The organism is Pseudomonas sp. DP-17, from assembly GCF_022380625.1.
Taxonomy (GTDB): Bacteria; Pseudomonadota; Gammaproteobacteria; order Pseudomonadales; family Pseudomonadaceae; genus Pseudomonas; species Pseudomonas nitroreducens_A.
In genome coordinates this window covers 329,181-346,697 of sequence record NZ_JAKSXG010000002.1, presented here as the reverse complement: position 1 = coordinate 346,697, position 17,517 = coordinate 329,181, and the positions used below count along the sequence as shown (strand labels likewise).

Below are 17,517 nucleotides of genomic sequence, written 5' to 3'. Positions count from 1 at the left end.
CCGTAAGCAGATATGTGAAGGACTGCTTTTCTCTGGGATTCATCAGCCGGAAATAGGGAAATGCAGGCTAAATATCGCTCGAAGCTCTTCCAGCCAGTCGGCCACGCCCTGGCGCTGGAACAACGCATCCTGTTCGACGGCGCCGCCGCGGCAGCCGTCGACCAGCAGCATTACGACAGCAGCGCTGCCGAAGCCAAGGACACCGCCACGCCCGCCACGGCGGTCGAGGCGCGGGCCCAGGCAGCGGCCCCCGCACAGGCGCCGCCGCGCAACCTGGTGGTGATCGACGCCCGCCTGGAAAATCGCGATCAGCTCGCCGCCAACCTGCCGCTGGGCACCACCGCACTGGTGGTGGACGCTGGCCAGGACGCCATCGCGGCGATCAGCAACGCACTGGCGCAACTGGGCAAGGTCGATTCGATCCAGATCTTCTCCCACGGCGCTACCGGCCAGTTCACCCTCGGCAACCAGACCTTCACCAGCCAGAGCGTCGACCAGCTCGGCGATCGCCTGGGCGCCTGGCGCAGCGAGCTCAATGCCGGCGCGGACATCCAGCTTTACGGCTGCGACGTGGGCTCGGGCAGCGCCGGGCAGGCGCTGGTCAACGAATTGGCGCGCTGGACGGGCGCGGATGTCGGCGCCTCCAGCAACGCCACCGGCGCGACCGCCGCCGGCGGCGACTGGAACCTGGAAGTGCGCGCCGGCGACCTGGACAAGTCCATCGCCCTGAGCGCAGACACCCTGGTGAGCTTCCAGGGCCTGCTGGCCGATGCCAGCCCCACGGTGGCCATGGGCAGTGGCGGATCGACGGTGCGCCTGGGCGATCAGTTCACCTTCGACGTGATCTTCAGCAACCCGTCGTCCCAGGTCGGCTATGCCCCCTATATCGACCTGTTCATGCCGGCCACCGGCCGCGACGGCAACGACGGCGCCAGTTTCGTCTCCGCCACTTACCTCGGCCAGGCGGTGAAGAGCTTCGTCATCACTTTCGACGCCAGCGGCAACGCCACCCACCCCCTAGCCAAGGACGCCAACGGCAACGCCCTGGTGATCAATGCCGCCAGCGTCGGCATGAAACCGGGCGACCAGATGGTGGTGCTGCAACTGCCCTACGCCAGCGTCACCAGCGGCCAGCCAGCCATCGACATCCAGGTCACGGCGCAGCTGAGCAACCTGGCCGACACCAGCTATTCCGACGGCGCGCCCAATCTCACCATCAATGCCCGCGGCGGCTTCGAGTACGGCAACGATTCCCTGAACAACCCCGCCCAGGACCCGACACTGGTCGAGGCCGCGCTGCACAGTTTCGTGGTCACCCCGACGCTGCTGTCGATCACCCAGACGGTGAACATGCCCGAGGGCGAGACCGTCACAGGCCCGAACTTCACCCGCACCGAAACGGTCACCGTGACCCCGGCACCGGGCCAGACCCTGACCAACGTGACGGTCACCCAGACGGTGCCCGATCAGGTTCACGTCAGCTCCATCACCCCCGGCGCCGGTGGCACCCTGACCTCGATCACCCTGCACGACGGCACCGTACTGACCAACCCGACGCTGATCGCCGCGGCGCTGAACAACCCCAACGCCTTCGTCGCCAGCTACACCATTCACTACGACACCCTGAGCGCGGCCAGCACCACCACGGTCGGCTTCTACGTACCGGAGATCGACGCCGCCGGCCGCCCCGTGCTCGACCCCGCCACGGGCAACCCGCGCACCATCACCTTCGGCACTGCCAGCGTGAATGGCGACTGGAATCCGCTGGACGTGCGCGACCGCCCGACCGACCCGGACGGCTACCCCTTCACCGTCACCGGCGACGGCGCCGGCATTACCTTCGTCGCCAAATCGATCACCCTGCTCAAGACGGTGAACCTGCAGACCGACGTCGGCACGCCCGGCATCACCCCCGGCGACACCCTGCGCTACACCATGGACGTGGCCATCTCCGACTTCTATGCCTTTGGCAAGAACATCCTGGGGATGGGCACCTTCACCGTCACCGACCAGCTCAGCGACGGCCAGACCTTCTCCGCCGCCAATGCGCCGAGCATCGTCATCCAGCAGCACGGCGCCTCGCAGGTGATCCCGGTGATCTACACCGCCACGGTGAACGCCGATGGCAGCACCACCCTGGTTTTCGACATCGCCCAGTCCATCGCCGCCGCCGTCCAGGGGCCGGGGCTGTATGCGCTGTTCGGCGACCTGTGGGACGGCGATGCGCAGGAAGCCGCCACACGCATGTCCATCATCTACGACGCCACGGTCGATACCGCCTACACCACCGACCACCCGCCCCACGACCAGCTCAACGAGGGCGACAGCATCAGCAACAATGCCGTGGTCGATGCCACGGTGCTGCGCGATTCGGTGAACCTGGGCGGCGAACAGACCGATGGCTCCGGCACCACCAGCACCATCGACACCTCCAACATCGATATCACCCTGACCCAGGTGAATGGCGGCAACCCGCCGGCCAACGGCGAGCTGCGCCCCGGTGACGTGGTCACCTTCACCATCACCTATGACCTGCTGGTGGCGGATTACGAGAACTTCAAGCTCACCGCCTACCTGCCGCTGCCGCTGCTCAACGCCTCCGGCATCAACTGGAGCACCGGCAACGGCGTCGGCCAGTGGAGCTTCGGCGCCGGCAATACCATTCTCGACGTGCCCGACAGCGTCACCACCGGGGCCGGCAACTCGATCGTCTTCGACTTCGGCAACTACGTTTCCGGCGGCCTCAACGGCGGCACCGTGCAGGTGCGCTTCACCATGGTGGTCGGCGACCAGCCCTATGCCGACCAGCGCGAACTCGACGTCCTGGCGCAATCCAGCCAGACCACCACCATCGACAAGAAGCCGCTGATCTCCTCGGATGTCGCGGTCATCGAGTCGGTCGCCGAACCGGTGCTGGACATCAAGCACGGCGTGGTCTCCGCCACCCATGGCACGGTCACCGGCACCACCGGCACCTGGGCCCAGCCGGGCACCGCCGGCACTCCGTTCAGCGGCAGTGTGACCAGCCTGGCGGCCGTGGACGGCAACGTCAGCGGCATCGATGGCGCCGATACCCTGCGCCTGGCCACCGCGATCAAGAACAGCGGCGGCGGCAACGCCTACGACGTCGCCACCAGCATCACCCTGCCGGCGGGCCTGGCCTTCGTCGGCGGCAGCCTGTCCACCGCCAACCTGCAGATTCACCGCGGCGACGGCACCCTGCTGGTGCAGGGCGTCGACTACAGCGTCAGCGGCAACGCCATCACCTTCCTCGACGCCAACAACCAGGGCACCCTGCTCGCCGGCCGCGCCGGCACGGCCAACGACCTCTCTGGCGCCAACGTCGTGGTGATCACCTACGACGTCACCGTGAGCAACGCCATCCTCGCCTCCCGCACCCTGCAGTCGAGCGCGGCGCTGACCCGCTACGCCAGCGTCGAGGGCGGCCAGGACTTCACCCCGGTGGACCTCGTCGAAGTCGCCAACCAGCAGGTGGCCGCGCCGACCATCAGCAAGACCTACCAGAACGGCAGCCTCACCGACGACGACTCCAGCGCCGGCCACACCACCGGCAGCAACCTGGTGATCGGCGAAAAGATGACCTACGACATCGTGGTCACGCTACCCGAAGGCAGCACCGCCAACCTGCGCCTTTCCGACCTGATTCCGCCGGGCCTGCGCCTGGACCTCTCGGCCTTCGGCGGTGCGGGTTACCAGATCATCACCACGGTCGCCGGCAGCGGCGCGCTGGGCCAGGACTTCGCCGGCAACGTCAATGTCCTCACCTTCAGCGGCGATGGCAGCGATGGCGGCGACCTGAACCTGGTGTTCAGTGCCGCCGGCTCCACGGCGGACAACAACGTCGGCAACAACGCCTTCGTCATCCGCCTGGTGCTGGTGGCGAGCAACGTGCAGGGCAACCAGCAGGGCGTCACCCTGAACAACGGCGCGCAGCTGACCTACAGCGACCCGGACGGCGACACGCCCAATGGCGCCGCAGCGCTGGACCGCAACGTCGCCAGCGCGCAGCAGCCCTCTGTGACCATAGTCGAGCCGACCCTGACGGTGAGCCAGCAGGTCACGGCCACGCCCACCTTCGGCGGCTTCGACGAAGGCGACACGGTCACCTACACCATCACCATCAGCAACAACTCCGGCACCAATGCCTTCGATCTCAGCCTGCTGAACATACTGCCCACGCAGATGGACAACATCGTGATCACCGGCAAGGTCTACAACGGCGGTGCCACCAACAACGGCGGCGTGGACTTCATCATCCAGAACGGCCAGCTGGTCACCGCCAACGGCGCCAACATCGATATCGCCAATGGCGGCAGCATCGTCATTTCCCTGTCGGGCGTGGTGAATGCCACGGCAGCCGGCCAGGCGGTCATCTCGAACAATGTGGTGGTGCGCTGGACCAGCCTGGACGGCCTGAGCAACACCACCGACACCGCCGCCGGCGAACGCGGCGGCGACGACGGGCTGCTCAACTCCGGGGTGCTCAACGACTACCGGCAGATCAACACCCTGTTCATTCCGGTCACCAACGGCATCCAGGTCTCCCGCGTCGGCGGTCTCGACGCCACGCCACCGGCGACCAACTCCTCGGGCGCCACCGATACCGCCGGCCTGGAGGAAACCGTGGTGGTCGGCGAGATCGTCCGCTACCGCGTGGCGGTCGTGGTGCCCACCGGGGACAACCCCGAGTACCAGATTCGTATCGAACTGGCTCCCGGGCTGGAATTCATTCCCGCCGACCTCAACAACATTCTCATCGCGTTGGGTTCCAGCACGGGCGGGCTCACCACGGATGCCACCGACCTGATCAGCGGCGGCGCGCTGACCATGATCGGCAACCAGAACAGCGACGTCTCGCTGCCGATCCATCCGGACCTCTCCGGCGACAAGCCCACCGGCATATTCAATATCAACAGCGGACGCCTGCAGATTTCAACGGACGGCCGGACCATCACCTTCAACCTCGGCAACCTGACCAACACCGAGGTGAACGACGGCGACATCGAAGGGGTGATCCTCGAGTTCAACGTCCGCGTCGCCAACATCGCCAGCAACCAGACTGGCTCACAGCTGGGCATGAACGTGTTCGAACATGTCGGGCTCAACGGTGGGGTCGACCGCGGCCACAGCGCCACGATCTTCGAGCACGTGGTAGAGCCAAGTTTCACCGGCATGGACAAGTCGGTCATCGACATCGCCGCCGGCAGTGTCGCCGGTACGACCCAGGCGACGGTCTCGGTCGGCTTCACCCAGAACGGCGAAGTACCGGCCTACAACGTCGTGCTGCGCGACCAGTTCCCCAACGGCAGCAACTACGCCATCCAGAGCATCGTCATCAACGGCACCAGCTACACCACCGGCAACCTGCCGGCAGGCGTCACCGCCAGCGTGGCGGGCGGCCAGGTGGTGCTCAACTTCGATCAGTTGAACGTCAACGACAAGGTGCAGGTGATCTACGGCGTCACCCTGCCCAACACCATCGTTCCCGACGACGTCACCAGCTCCGCGGTCCTGACCTGGACCAGCCTGCCCACCAGCTTCGAGAACGCCGGCTGGGCCGGTTCGCTGCCACTGACCGCCGGCGGCGCCGATGGCGAGCGCACCGGCCAGGATGGCGTCAACGGGCTGAACAACTACATCCTCAGCGACGGCGCCGGCATGGGCGTGGTGCAAGGCACCCTGTGGGATGACACGAAGTCCGCCACCACCAGCGCGACGCCCGACGGCCCTGGCCTGGGCGGCATCGGCGTGACCCTGACCTGGGCCGGCGACGACGGCGTGTTCGGCAACGCCGACGACCGCACCTTCAGCACCGTGACCGCCGCCGATGGCACTTACCAGTTCGCCATCCTGCCTTCGGGCAATTACCTGGTGGCGGTGGCGCAGAACTTCGCCCAGGCGAGCAACAACCGCTTCCACGTGCGCGTCGACTCCGACAGCGGGACCTCCACCGTCGGCCTGGGCAACATCAACCTGAACCTGGCCGAAGGCGCCATCGGTATCGCCGATGCCGGCTACGTGCATATCAACGAAGCGCCGATCAATACCGTCGCCGACCAGCATGGTCAGGAAGATACCGTGCTGCACATCGTCGGCCTCGCCACCAGCGACGTGGACGTCAACGCCGGCAACACCGACGGCGTCATGACCGTCACCCTCAGCGTGGTGCACGGCGTGATCTGGCAGAGCGCAACGACGCCCGGCGCCAACGACGCCCCCCCGGCCGGCGCCAACCGCACCCTGGTGCTCACCGGCACCCTGCAGCAGATCAACGTGTTGCTCAGCCAGATTTATTACAAGGGCGACCAGGACTTCAACACCGCCCGCAATGCCGAAACCCTCACCATGGTCACCAATGACCAGGGCAATTTCGGTGACGCGGACGGCGATGGCATCCCTGGCGAAAACCCCGACGATGCGCTGAAAGCCACCAACACCCTGAACATCGTCATCGACCCGGTGAACGACACCCCCATCGCCAACCCCGACCTCGCCATCGCGCTCGAGGCCGGCGGACTGAACAATGCCGATCCCGGCATCGACCCCACCGGCAACGTGCTGACCAACGATACCGACGTGGACATCGCCACCAATGGCGACGTCCTCAAGGTCACCCGCCTGGAGAACTCCCTCGGCGGCTTCGTGACGGTACCCGCCTCCGGCGTGGCCAGCCTCGCCGGCCGCTATGGCACGCTGTACATCACGGCCACGGGCGGCTTCCAGTACGTGGTCGACAACACCAACGCCGCAGTCCAGGCGCTGCGCAGCGCGGGCGACTTGCTGCGCGAATCCTTCGGCTACTTCATCAGCGACACTGGCGGCCTCAGCAGTTCGACGTCCCTGACCATCGATATCCACGGCGCCAACGACACACCGGTTGCGCATAACGACGCCGGCACCGCCGTCGAGTCCGGCGGCACCAATAACGGCAGCCCCGGAGCCGATGCCATCGGCAACGTGCTGCTCAACGACACCGACGTGGACTCCACGGTCTACGGCGAGACCAAGGCCGTCAGCCTGGTGCGCTACGACGGCATCGGCGGCGGGCGCATCTTCCCGGTTGCTCCCGGTGCGCCGGCGACCCTGCAGGCCCTCTACGGCAGCCTGACCATGAACGCCGACGGCTCCTACCGCTACGTGGTGGACAACAGCAACCCTCAGGTGAACGCACTGTCGCCGGGCGAAACCCTCACCGAGGTCTTCACCTACCAGGTCACCGACAAGGGTGGCCTGAGCGCCATCGCCACCCTGACCATCACCATCCAGGGCGCCAACGACGCGCCGGTGGCGGTAGACGATCACAACACCGCGACCGCCGGTGCCAGCGACGGCAGTCCGGCGCCGGTCAATGCCAGCGGCAACGTGATCACCGGCGGCCTCAGTGGTGTCGGCGCCGATACCGATGTCGACAACTTCGACCAGCCCACCGCCGCCAAGCTGAAGGTGGATGGCGTGCGCAGCGGCCTGGAAAGCGCCGGCACCACCATCCCCAACAATGTTGGCAGCAGTGCGCCCGCGGTCATCAGGGGCACCGTGGCCAGGCTGGCGAACGGGACCGTCATCGGCGGCGACTTCGGCCAGCTCACGCTGGGCGTGGACGGCACCTACATCTTCATCGTCAACAGCGACGACCCGGCCATTCGCGCACTGACCGCCAGCCAGAGCCTGGACGTCATCTTCACCTACCGTATCCACGACAGCGGCAATCTGACCGACCTGGCGCAACTGGTGATCACTGTCACGGGCGTGAACGACCCGCCCATCGTGCAACCGGTGGAAATCCACGCCACCGAAGCGGGCGGCCTGAACAACAACATCCCCGGCCTGGACCCCACCGGCAGCATCCGCGGTTCGTACACCGATCCCGACGGCGACGTGCTCACCATCACCGCCGTGGTCAGTCCCACCGGTGCCAATGGAACCGTCGGAGCGGATCTGGCCGGCAACTACGGCAAGCTGTTGCTCAACGCCGACGGCAGCTACCGCTTCGTGGTGAACAACCTCGATCCGGCGGTCCAGTCGCTGCGCACCTACAACGACACGCTCAGCGATGTGTTCACCTACACGGTCAGCGATGGCCACGGAAAATTCATCACCCGCACCTTCACGGCGATCATCCACGGACAGAACGACGTCCCCATCGCCGCCGACGATACCGGCACTGCCATCGAAGCTGGCGGCACGCTGAACACCACCCCTGGCGCCCCCGCCACCGGCAATGTGCTGCCCAACGACCTGGACGTCGACGGCGCCGCCTACGGTGAAACCAAGGTGGTGGACGCCGCACGCACGGGTGCGGAAGCCGCCGGCGGTACGCTCATCGACCTCACCGCCAGCGGCGGCGTGATTGCCGGCAGCTACGGCACCCTGGTGCTCAACGCCAATGGCACCTACAGCTACACGGTGAACGACAGCCTGGCCGCGGTGCAGGCGCTCAAACTGGGTGACAGCCTGGTGGAGACCTTCACCTACCGCATGCACGACGCCGCCGGTGCCAGCTCCATCGCCCAGCTGACCATCACCATCGAAGGCCGTTACGACGCCCCGGTGGCCAACGACGACATCAACTACGCCGTGGCCAACCTCGACGGCAGCGGCGGACGCAACCCTACCGGCAACGTGATCACCGGCCTGACCGGTATCTTCGCCGGCATCGGCGCCGACACCGACGTCGATGCCGGCGACCACATGGTCGTCACCGCCATCGCCAAGGGGCCCGAGGGTTCCCAGGTCAATACCGTATCCGTGGTGCCGGGCAGCCCACAGACCATCCAGGGGGCGTTCGGCACCCTGGTGATCAACGCCGACGGCAGCTACCAGTACTTCGTCGACAGCACCAACCCGGACATCATCTCCCTCGGCCCGCTGGCCTTCGCCCTCGAATCCTTCACCTATCAGGTGACCGACGACGGCGGCCTGCATGACCAGGCCACCCTGATCATCCTGATTCGCGGACGCAATGACCCGCCCATCACCGAGCCCGACTTCGGCACCGCCGTGGAAGATGGCGGCCTGCACAACAACGTGCCGGGCAGCAACCCTTCGGGCAATGTACTGGCCAACGACACCGACCCGGACACCATCACCACCATCCCGCAGGACGTGATGCACGTGGTCTCGTTCTGGGCCGGCGACAGCCCGACCTCGACCAGCATCAGCGCGCCCGGCCAGACCCTGCGCGGCCAGTACGGCACGTTGACGCTGAACCAGGACGGCAGCTGGAGCTACGTGCTGGACAACACCCTGCCGGAGGTCGAAGCCCTGCGCGCCAGCGGCCAGACCCTGCAGGACAGGTTCACCTACATTGGCGCGGACATCTGGGGCGGCGCCACCCCCGGCCTGCTGACCATCACCATCGACGGGCGCAACGATGTGCCCATCGCCAGCGACGACAGCGCCGTCGCCATCGAGGCAGGCGGTGTGAACAACGGCACGCCAGGAGTCGATCCGCGCGGCAACGTGCTGGACAACGATACCGACGTCGACGGCGTGCAGTACGGCGAAACCAGGACGGTAGTGGACTTCACCCACCAGAACGGCACCACGGCCAGCGCTGGCAGCGTACTGCAGGGCCTCTACGGCAAGCTGACTATCAATGCCGACGGCAGCTACGAGTATCGCGTCGACAATGACAACCCCACCGTGCAGGCGATGCGCAGCGCCAACGAAAAGCTGCAGGAAGTCTTCATCTACCGCATGCGCGACACCGCCGGCGCCATCTCGGACGCACGCCTGACGGTGGTCATCCAGGGCGCCAACGACAACCCGGTGGCACGCGACGACAGCAACGGCGCCACCGACCAGACGCCTGCCCCGCAGGCCAGCGGCAACGTGCTGCCCAACGACAGCGACGTGGATGGCGGCGATTCGCTCACCGTCACCGGTATCCGCACCGGCCAGGAAACCGGCAGCGGCACTGCGGGGGTGATCGGGCAGCCGATTGCCGGGCGCTACGGCACGCTCGTCCTCAACGCCGACGGCAGCTACACCTACAGCATCGACCTGAGCAACCGCGAAGTGCTGGCGGCCGCAGGCCTGGGGCAAGTACTCAAAGACAACTTCACCTACACCATCAGCGACCTGGCCGGCGCCACCGACGACGCGGTGCTGACCATCACCCTGGACATCGCCACCCCCTACATCCCGCCGGGCCCGCACCTCGACCGCCTCGGCGATGACGGTTACCCACGTGATCGACTTCCCGACGTGGACCCGGCGATCTTCGTGCAGCCGGTAGTGGAGCGTATCGACGAGCGCCTGTCGCTCTCCGCCTGGGGCGCCGACGGCAGCAACATCGACATCTTCGCCACGCCGGAAATCGAAAGCCCGTCGCTGGGCGCACAGCTGGGCCAGGTGAAGGGCCAGTTCGTAGCCCGCGCTGTGGCCGAGAGCCGGCGCGCGTCGGCGCTGGACAAGAACTGGGTGGACGGCCGCCATGGCGTCATCAGCCTCAGCGCCGACGGGTTGCTGCCCGACCCGTCACTGTGGGCGCCCTTCCCCGCCGACATGGTCGGCAAACCCGACAAAGCACAGACCGCACCGGGCTTCCGTGCCCAACTGCGCGACGCCGCCCAGCGCCGGAGCGGCCAATGAGGAACTTGCGTCTTTCTGCAAATGATCAAGGACAGAACATGCCCGCCTACGCACTGAAATGCCTGAGCGCCACCATCACCGTGAGCATATTCCTCAGCGCCTGCTCGGCGTTCGAGCCCAAGCCCTACACCGAGGAGGAGATGCGCCAGCGGGTGATCGACGACCAGGCGCGGATGTACAAGGAACAGGAGCCGGTCAGCGGGCCGATCACCTTCTACGAAGCCTCGGCGCGCGCGCTGAAGTACAACCTCGACTACCGCCTGAAGCTGCTGGAGAGCGCGCTGGCTTCGGACCTGCGCGACGTCACCAGCCACGAGATGCTGCCCCGTGTGGTGGCCTCCGCCGGCTACGCCGGGCGCAACAACGACTCGGGCGGCACCTCCATCGGCATCGAGGACCGCCAGGTCAGCCTGCGCCCCTCCACCTCGGAAGAGCGCTACCGCCAGCTCTACAGCCTCGGGCTGTCCTGGAGCCTGCTGGACTTCGGCGTCGCCTATTACCGCACCCAGCAGAAGAACGACCAGATGCTGATGGCCGAGGAGCGCCGCGAGAAGGTCGCGCAGAATGTCCTGCAGGACGTGCGCAACGCCTACTGGCGCGCGCTGGGCGCCCAGCGCCTGCTGCCGGAAGTGGATGGCCTGCTGCTGCGTACCCACCGCGCCCTGACCTCTGCCCGTGAGGCCGAGGGCAAGGGCCTGCTGCCGCGCCAGGATATCCTCGCCTACCAGCGTGCCCTGCTCGACTCGGTGTACATGCTCACCGTGCGCCGCCAGGACCTGGAGTTCGCCCGCGCCGAACTGGCCGCACTGATGTCGTTGCCGCCGAACACCAAGATGGTCCTGGCCGACATCGGCGAACAGCCGCTGCCGCTGGTGACCAACAACGTCGAACAGCTCGAGCGCCTGTCGCTGGAACGCCGCCCGGAAATCATGGAAGAGTGGTACCGCAAGCGGGTCGACATGAACGACCTGAAGATCGCCAAGGCCCAGCTGTGGCCGAACGTCAGCTTCAACTACGGCTACGAGTACGACTCCAACAAGTACCTGTACAACAACGACTGGAACCAGACCGGCATCAACGTCTCGATGAACCTGCTGCGCCTGGCCCAGTACCCTGACATCAAGGCCGCCGAAGCCAGCCAGGAAAAGACCGACGACATGCGCCGCACCGCGCTGTCCATGGCCATCCTCACCCAGGTCCGCGTCGGCCTGCTGCGCTACCAGTTGGCCAGGCAGGAAGTGGAGTTCGCCGACGAGAGCCTGCGCGTCGACCAGAGCCTGCTCAGCTACGCCCAATCCGCCCGTGGCGCCGCCCTGGGCAGCGAACTGGAGCTGATCCGTGCCGAAGGCCGCTACCTGCTCTCGCGTTACCAGCGCGAAGCTGCCTACTCCGACGCTCAGGCCGCCTGGGGCCGGCTGTACAACTCGGTGGGCTTCGAGGTGATGCCCAAGGAAATCGAGAACCACGACGTGAAGACCCTGGCGCGGGAGATCCAGCGCACGCTGGAGCAGCAGACCAGCGCCAACCTGCTCGCCAACAGCGGCTCCACGACCGTGCAACCTGCCGCCGGGCAAGCTTCCGCAGGGCAACTGTCCAACCGGCAAGAAGGAACCGCCAATGCCGCGCAGTAAGTCGTACCTGCTCTTCCCGCTGTGCCTGATGTTCCTGCAGCCGGTGCTGGCCGACGACGCCCCCAGCGGCCTGCCGCCACTGCCCGACAGCCAGGACCCCGGTGCCATTCGCGTGCTGCTGGTGTCCAACCTGGAAACCACCCTCTCCGCGCAGATGAACGGCACCCTCGGCGCGCTCAAGGCGAGCCTCGGCGACAAGGTCGCCAAGGATGCCGAGCTGGCCCAGCTCAACTGCGTGGAAGTCAATGCCCGTGCCAAGGTCGCCGCCGCCGAGCTGAACATGGCGCGGTCCAACCTCGCCGCCAAGCAGAACCTGCGCAAGCTCGATGCGGTGGGTGACCTCGAAGTCGCCATGGCCAACACCGAGGTACAGAAGGCTGACGGCGCCCTCACCCTGGCCCGCGCCCAGGCCGGCTACTGCCTGGTCGACGCGCCCTTCTCCGGGCGCATCGCCAAGGTCTACGTCAAGCCGTACCAGACGGTGACAGCCGGCACGCCGCTGTTCGACCTGGTCGGCGACGGCGCCCTCAAGGTGCGCCTCAACGTGCCCTCTTCCATGCTCCCCAGCCTGCGCCCGGACATGCCCCTGGAAGTGGACATCCATGAAACCGGCAAGCACTACCCGGCCAAGGTCAGCGTGATCAACGCGCGGGTCGACGCCGTAGCGCAGACCGTGGAGCTGGAAGCGAAGCTGGACGCCAGCTACCCCGAACTGATCGCCGGCATGAGCGGGGTCGCACGCTTCCCCGAAAGCCATGAGTGAGCTGCTGCCGCCACCCCAGCTGCTGCTGAGCCTGGCCAATGTGCGGGACAAGGCGCTGACGGCCGACTCCCTCGGCGCCCTCGCCTTCAGCATCGCCAACGACCTGTTCCCGCTCCTGCGCTTCCACCAGGCGCTGGTGTTCGCCTGCCATGAATCGCGCAACGAGCTGCTGGCGGTGTCGGGGCTGGCCAAGCCGACGGAGGACTCGCCCTACCTGGTCTGGCTGGAGCGCGCCAGTCGCTGGGTAGCCGGGCAGCTACCCGACGCAACGCCCACCTGGCTGGGCCGCGATGCCATCGAACCGCCCGCCGACATCGCCGAAGGCTGGAGCGAATGGTGGCCCGCCGGGCTCTGGTGCGTGCCGCTGCACGACCGCGCGGGCAAGCGCCTGGGGCTGGTGCTGTTCCTGCTCGACGAGCCGCCGGCGCGCAACCTGCAACCGCTGCTGCAGGGCATCTGGCAGACCTGGGCGCACGCCTGGGCATCATTCGGGCCGCGTCCCCGCCTGCGCTACTGGCGGCCGAGCAGGCGCCAGCTGCTGCTCGGCGTGATCGTCCTGGCCGCGCTGTTGCTGATCCCGGTGCGGCAGACTGCCCTGGCGCCGGCGGAAATCGTCTCGCGCAACGCCCAGGTGATCAGTTCGCCGATCGACGGGGTGATCGTCAAGATGCTGGTGCGCCCCAACCAGAGCGTGGATGTGGGCACGCCGCTCTTCGAACTGGACGAGACCACCCTGCGCAGCCGCGCCGACGTGCTGGCCAAGGAAGTCGCCGTGGCCGACGCCGAGCTCATGGCGGCCAGCCAGCGCGCCTTCGACAGCCCGCAGAGCAAGAGCGAGCTGTCGGTGCTCGACGGCCGCTCGCGCCAGCGCCGCGCCGAACTGGCCGCCGTACAGGCGCAACTGGCGCGTACCCGCGTGCTCGCCCCGCGTGCGGGCGTAGCGGTGTACAGCGACCCCAACGATTGGCTGGGCAAGCCGGTGGTGACCGGCGAACGCATCCTGCAGATCGCCGACCCGAAGGCGCCGGGCATGCGCATCCAGCTGCCGGTGGCCGATGCTATCGCGCTGGAGCCGGGGGCGCAGGTGGCGCTGTTCCTCACCGCCTACCCGCTCGATCCGCTGCATGGGGAAATCCTCGACACCAGCTACCAGGCCAAGCCCAGCGATGAAGGCGTGGCTTCCTACCGTCTGCTCGCCAGCGTCCAGGACGCACCGCCCCATGCCCGCCTGGGCCTGCACGGCACCGCCAAGCTGTATGGCGAGCGCGTGGTGCTCGGCTACTACCTGCTGCGCCGCCCGCTGGCTTCCCTGCGCGCCTGGACCGGCTGGTAACGACGATGGATGTCGCCGCCGAAGACCTGCCCACCCCGCCGCTGCGCGACGACCTGCGCCTGGACGAAGCCGCGCCCGGCCCTGGCGGCGAGCCGGTGTGGGTGATCCAGGACAGCGTGCTCAACCGCTTCTACCGCATCGGCTGGCTGGAGTTCGAATGCCTGCTGCGCTGGGAGCAGACGCCCCGGCAGATCAGCGAGCAGATCGCCGAGCAGACCGCGCTCAAGCCCGACGCCGAGCAGGTGCTGGGCTTTCGCCAGTTCCTCGAGCAGCACCAGCTGCTGCGCCCCGGCCCCGAGGCCCTGGCGCGGCTGGCCGCGCGCAGCGAGGGGAAACAGTGGACGACCTGGAACTGGTGGCTACACCACTACCTGTTCTTCCGCATCCCGCTGATCCGCCCGCAGCGCTTCCTGCGCGCCATCGCCGGCAGCCTCGACTGGCTGTTCAACCGCTACGTGGCGATGCTCGTTCTGCTGCTCAGCCTCGCCGGCATCGTCATGGTGACGCACCAGTGGGACACCTTCACCCACGACGTGGTGGAGTCCTTCTCCTTCGAAGGCCTACTGAGCTTCGCCGCCGCCCTGGTGGTGGCGAAGACGCTGCACGAGTTGGGGCATGCGCTGGTGGCGACGCGGCTGGGGCTGAAGGTTGCGCACATGGGTATCGCCTTCGTGGTGATGTGGCCGATGCTCTACACCGACACCGGCGAGAGCTGGAAGCTGCGCAGCAACCGCCAGCGCCTGGCCATTGCCAGCGCCGGGATCATCACCGAACTGGGCCTGGCCGGGCTGTCGACGCTGGGCTGGGCGCTGGCCGATCCCGGCCCGCTGCGCAACGCCCTGCTGTACCTGGCGACCACCAGCTGGGCGCTGTCGCTGGCGCTGAACGCCAGCCCCTTCATGCGCTTCGACGGCTACTTCATCGTCTCCGACCTGCTGGACTTCCCCAACCTGCACGAGCGCGCCGGCGCCCTCGCTCGCGCCACGCTGCGGCGCAACCTGCTGGGGCTGGACGAGCCCTGGCCGGAACACTTCCCCACCGGCCAGCGCCGAGCGCTGGTGGCCTTCGCCTTCGGTACCTGGGTCTACCGCCTGCTGCTGTTCCTCGGCATCGCCGTGGCGGTCTACTACTTCTTCTTCAAACTGCTGGGGATCTTCCTGTTCGCCGTGGAAATCAGCTGGTTCATCGTTCAGCCCGTGTGGCGCGAACTCAAGGTCTGGTGGCAGCGCCGCGGGGAAGTGAAGCCGCGACGCAAGCTGGTGTTCCTCGCGCTGCTCGGCGCCATCGTTCTGCTGCTCGCCATCCCCTGGCGCACCCAGGTGCACGCCATGGGCGTGGCCCGCGCGGCGCAGCAGCTGCATGTCTACGCGCCCTTCCCGGCGCTGCTGCGCGACCTGCGACCTGGTGGCGAAGTCAGCCAGGGCGAGACGCTGGCGGTCATGGAGGAGCCCGACATCGCAGCCAAGGTGGCCGGCAGCGAGGCGAGCATTCGTGGTTATCAAGGGCGCCTGGCCGGCATGCTGGCCGATCCTTCGGGCCTCTCCGAGGAGGCCGTCACTCGCCAGCGGCTGGGTGTGGAGTACCAGCAGGCGCGCGCCGCCCGCAACGAGATGGCTCGCCTGAACCTGCAGGCGCCGTTCGCCGGGCGCTGGATGGACGTCAACCCGGACTGGAAGCCCGGCCAGTGGATCAACACCCGCGAACCCATCGGCGTGCTGGTAGACCCACAGCACTGGCTGGTGGATGCCTACGTCAAGCAGGACGAAGTGCAACGCCTCACCGATGGCGGTCAGGTGCGCTTCTACCCCGAAGGCGTGCCGCGCCCCATCGAGGGCCAGGTGGTGCTGATCGGCACCACGCGCATCAGTCAGCTGGAACAGCCGATGCTCGCCTCGCGCTACGGCGGCCCGCTGAACGTCAACCCGCAGGGCGAAGCGCTGGTGCCCAACCCGGCGCTGTTCCATGTGCTGGTCAAGCTGGACACCGCGCCGCCAGGGCTCCACGAGACCCGCGGCCACCTGCAGATCGAAGGCGCCCGGCGCAGCTGGCTGGGCGAGGGTTTCACCCGGTTGCTGGCGGTGGCATTGCGCGAGAGCGGCTTCTAGCGCCGGAGCCCCCCGGCAGTGGCGCGCCATGCCTGCGACCTCGGCGCGCAACGGCCAGAACAGTAGATGTGCGCCGCGGCCACAAAAAAGCCCCGCTCTTCGGCGGGGCTTTCGGCAGAACCGCGGCTCAGCCCAGCAGCGCACTCAGGTCCAGCAGCCCGTCCCTGCGCGGCGGGCACCAGTAGTAGCCGCCGGTCAGCGGCCGGCTGAAGCGGTACAGCGCGTCGGTGATGCCGTCTTCCAGCCCGCTCATGCGACGCAGCTGCACTTCGAAGGCATCCAGGGTGCAGCCGAAAGCGAGGAACATCAGCCCGGCATCCTGGCCCTGGGTCCAGGGCATGGAGCGGCGCACGATGAACGCTTCCGGCTCGAAGCTCTCCTGGGCGGTGCGCTTGACGTGGGCGGACTCCGGCGCGTCGTCCAGCTCCTCGTTATCGCTCAGGCGGCGGCCCATGATGTCGTCGCGTTCATGCTGCGGCAGCGCGGCGAAGTCCTGCAACTGGTGGCGCCACTGCTGGATCGCGGCGAAGCTACCGCCAGCCAGGCCTGCGGCACCCTCGACGATGGCGGCAGCGATAGCGTCGTCGTCCTGCGGGTTCTCGGTGCCGTCCTCGTAGCCGGTCAGGTCGTGGCCGCTGCCATGACGGAAAGCCTCGGTCAGGCTGCTCAGCTCCAGCGCCGGCGCCAGCAGGGACTGGACTTCCTGGGTGCGCAGCAGCAGGTCGCCGCGCTCCTCACCCCGCAGCCAGACCCACAGCGCATGCGGGGTGGACGGGTTGTCGACGCCCACCCCGGAGATCGCCGGAAACTCGCGCAGCCCCTCGATGCGGCGGCCCAGCGCGCGCACCAGCGACTCGCCGAAGCCAACCACCGCGCGCTCTCCATCGGCGAACTGCATCAGGCGATCCAGCGCGGCGGGCAGGTCCTGCAGCGACTTCAGATCGAAGAACAGATGGCGGGCGTGGGCGGGAACCGGGGTGGCGAGAATGCCGGGCTGATGAAGGCTCATGACAGCGTCCTTGAACGAAAGAGCGGCGATTCTAATCGCCCCGCGCACGATTCCAAACCGCT

The 17,517-nt window shown here is 67.4% G+C and carries 6 protein-coding genes; 5 read left to right on the top strand and 1 reads right to left on the bottom strand.

Annotation, left to right across the window (positions count from 1 at the left end):
- The first annotated feature begins 60 nt into the window (after positions 1–60).
- From MJ122_RS07170 to MJ122_RS07150, 5 genes are read left to right on the top strand one after another with little or no spacing between them, the layout of a single operon-like run.
- The gene (locus MJ122_RS07170; protein ID WP_239743267.1) at positions 61–10,614 is read left to right on the top strand and encodes a VCBS domain-containing protein; all 10,554 of its coding nucleotides are present in this window, start codon (positions 61–63) and stop codon (positions 10,612–10,614) included.
- A 38-nt stretch (positions 10,615–10,652) separates the two neighbouring features.
- Positions 10,653–12,245, top strand: a complete 1,593-nt coding sequence (locus MJ122_RS07165; RefSeq protein WP_239743266.1) for a TolC family protein — start codon at positions 10,653–10,655, stop codon at positions 12,243–12,245.
- Positions 12,232–13,008, top strand: a complete 777-nt coding sequence (locus MJ122_RS07160) for an efflux RND transporter periplasmic adaptor subunit (RefSeq protein ID WP_239743264.1) — start codon at positions 12,232–12,234, stop codon at positions 13,006–13,008. Before MJ122_RS07165 ends, MJ122_RS07160 begins: the two co-directional genes overlap by 14 nt.
- Positions 13,001–14,341, top strand: a complete 1,341-nt coding sequence (locus MJ122_RS07155; protein ID WP_239743263.1) for an HlyD family efflux transporter periplasmic adaptor subunit — start codon at positions 13,001–13,003, stop codon at positions 14,339–14,341. Before MJ122_RS07160 ends, MJ122_RS07155 begins: the two co-directional genes overlap by 8 nt.
- Before the next feature lie 5 nt (positions 14,342–14,346).
- Complete coding sequence (locus MJ122_RS07150) at positions 14,347–16,446, top strand: HlyD family efflux transporter periplasmic adaptor subunit (RefSeq protein ID WP_088418614.1); 2,100 nt, start codon at positions 14,347–14,349, stop codon at positions 16,444–16,446.
- A gap of 127 nt (positions 16,447–16,573) precedes the next feature.
- Here the strand turns inward: MJ122_RS07150 and MJ122_RS07145 are convergent, their stop codons facing one another.
- Positions 16,574–17,455: a Dyp-type peroxidase gene (locus tag MJ122_RS07145; RefSeq protein WP_088418612.1), complete on the bottom strand. Its 882-nt coding sequence runs from the start codon at positions 17,453–17,455 to the stop codon at positions 16,574–16,576.
- Between the last annotated feature and the right edge of the window lie 62 nt (positions 17,456–17,517).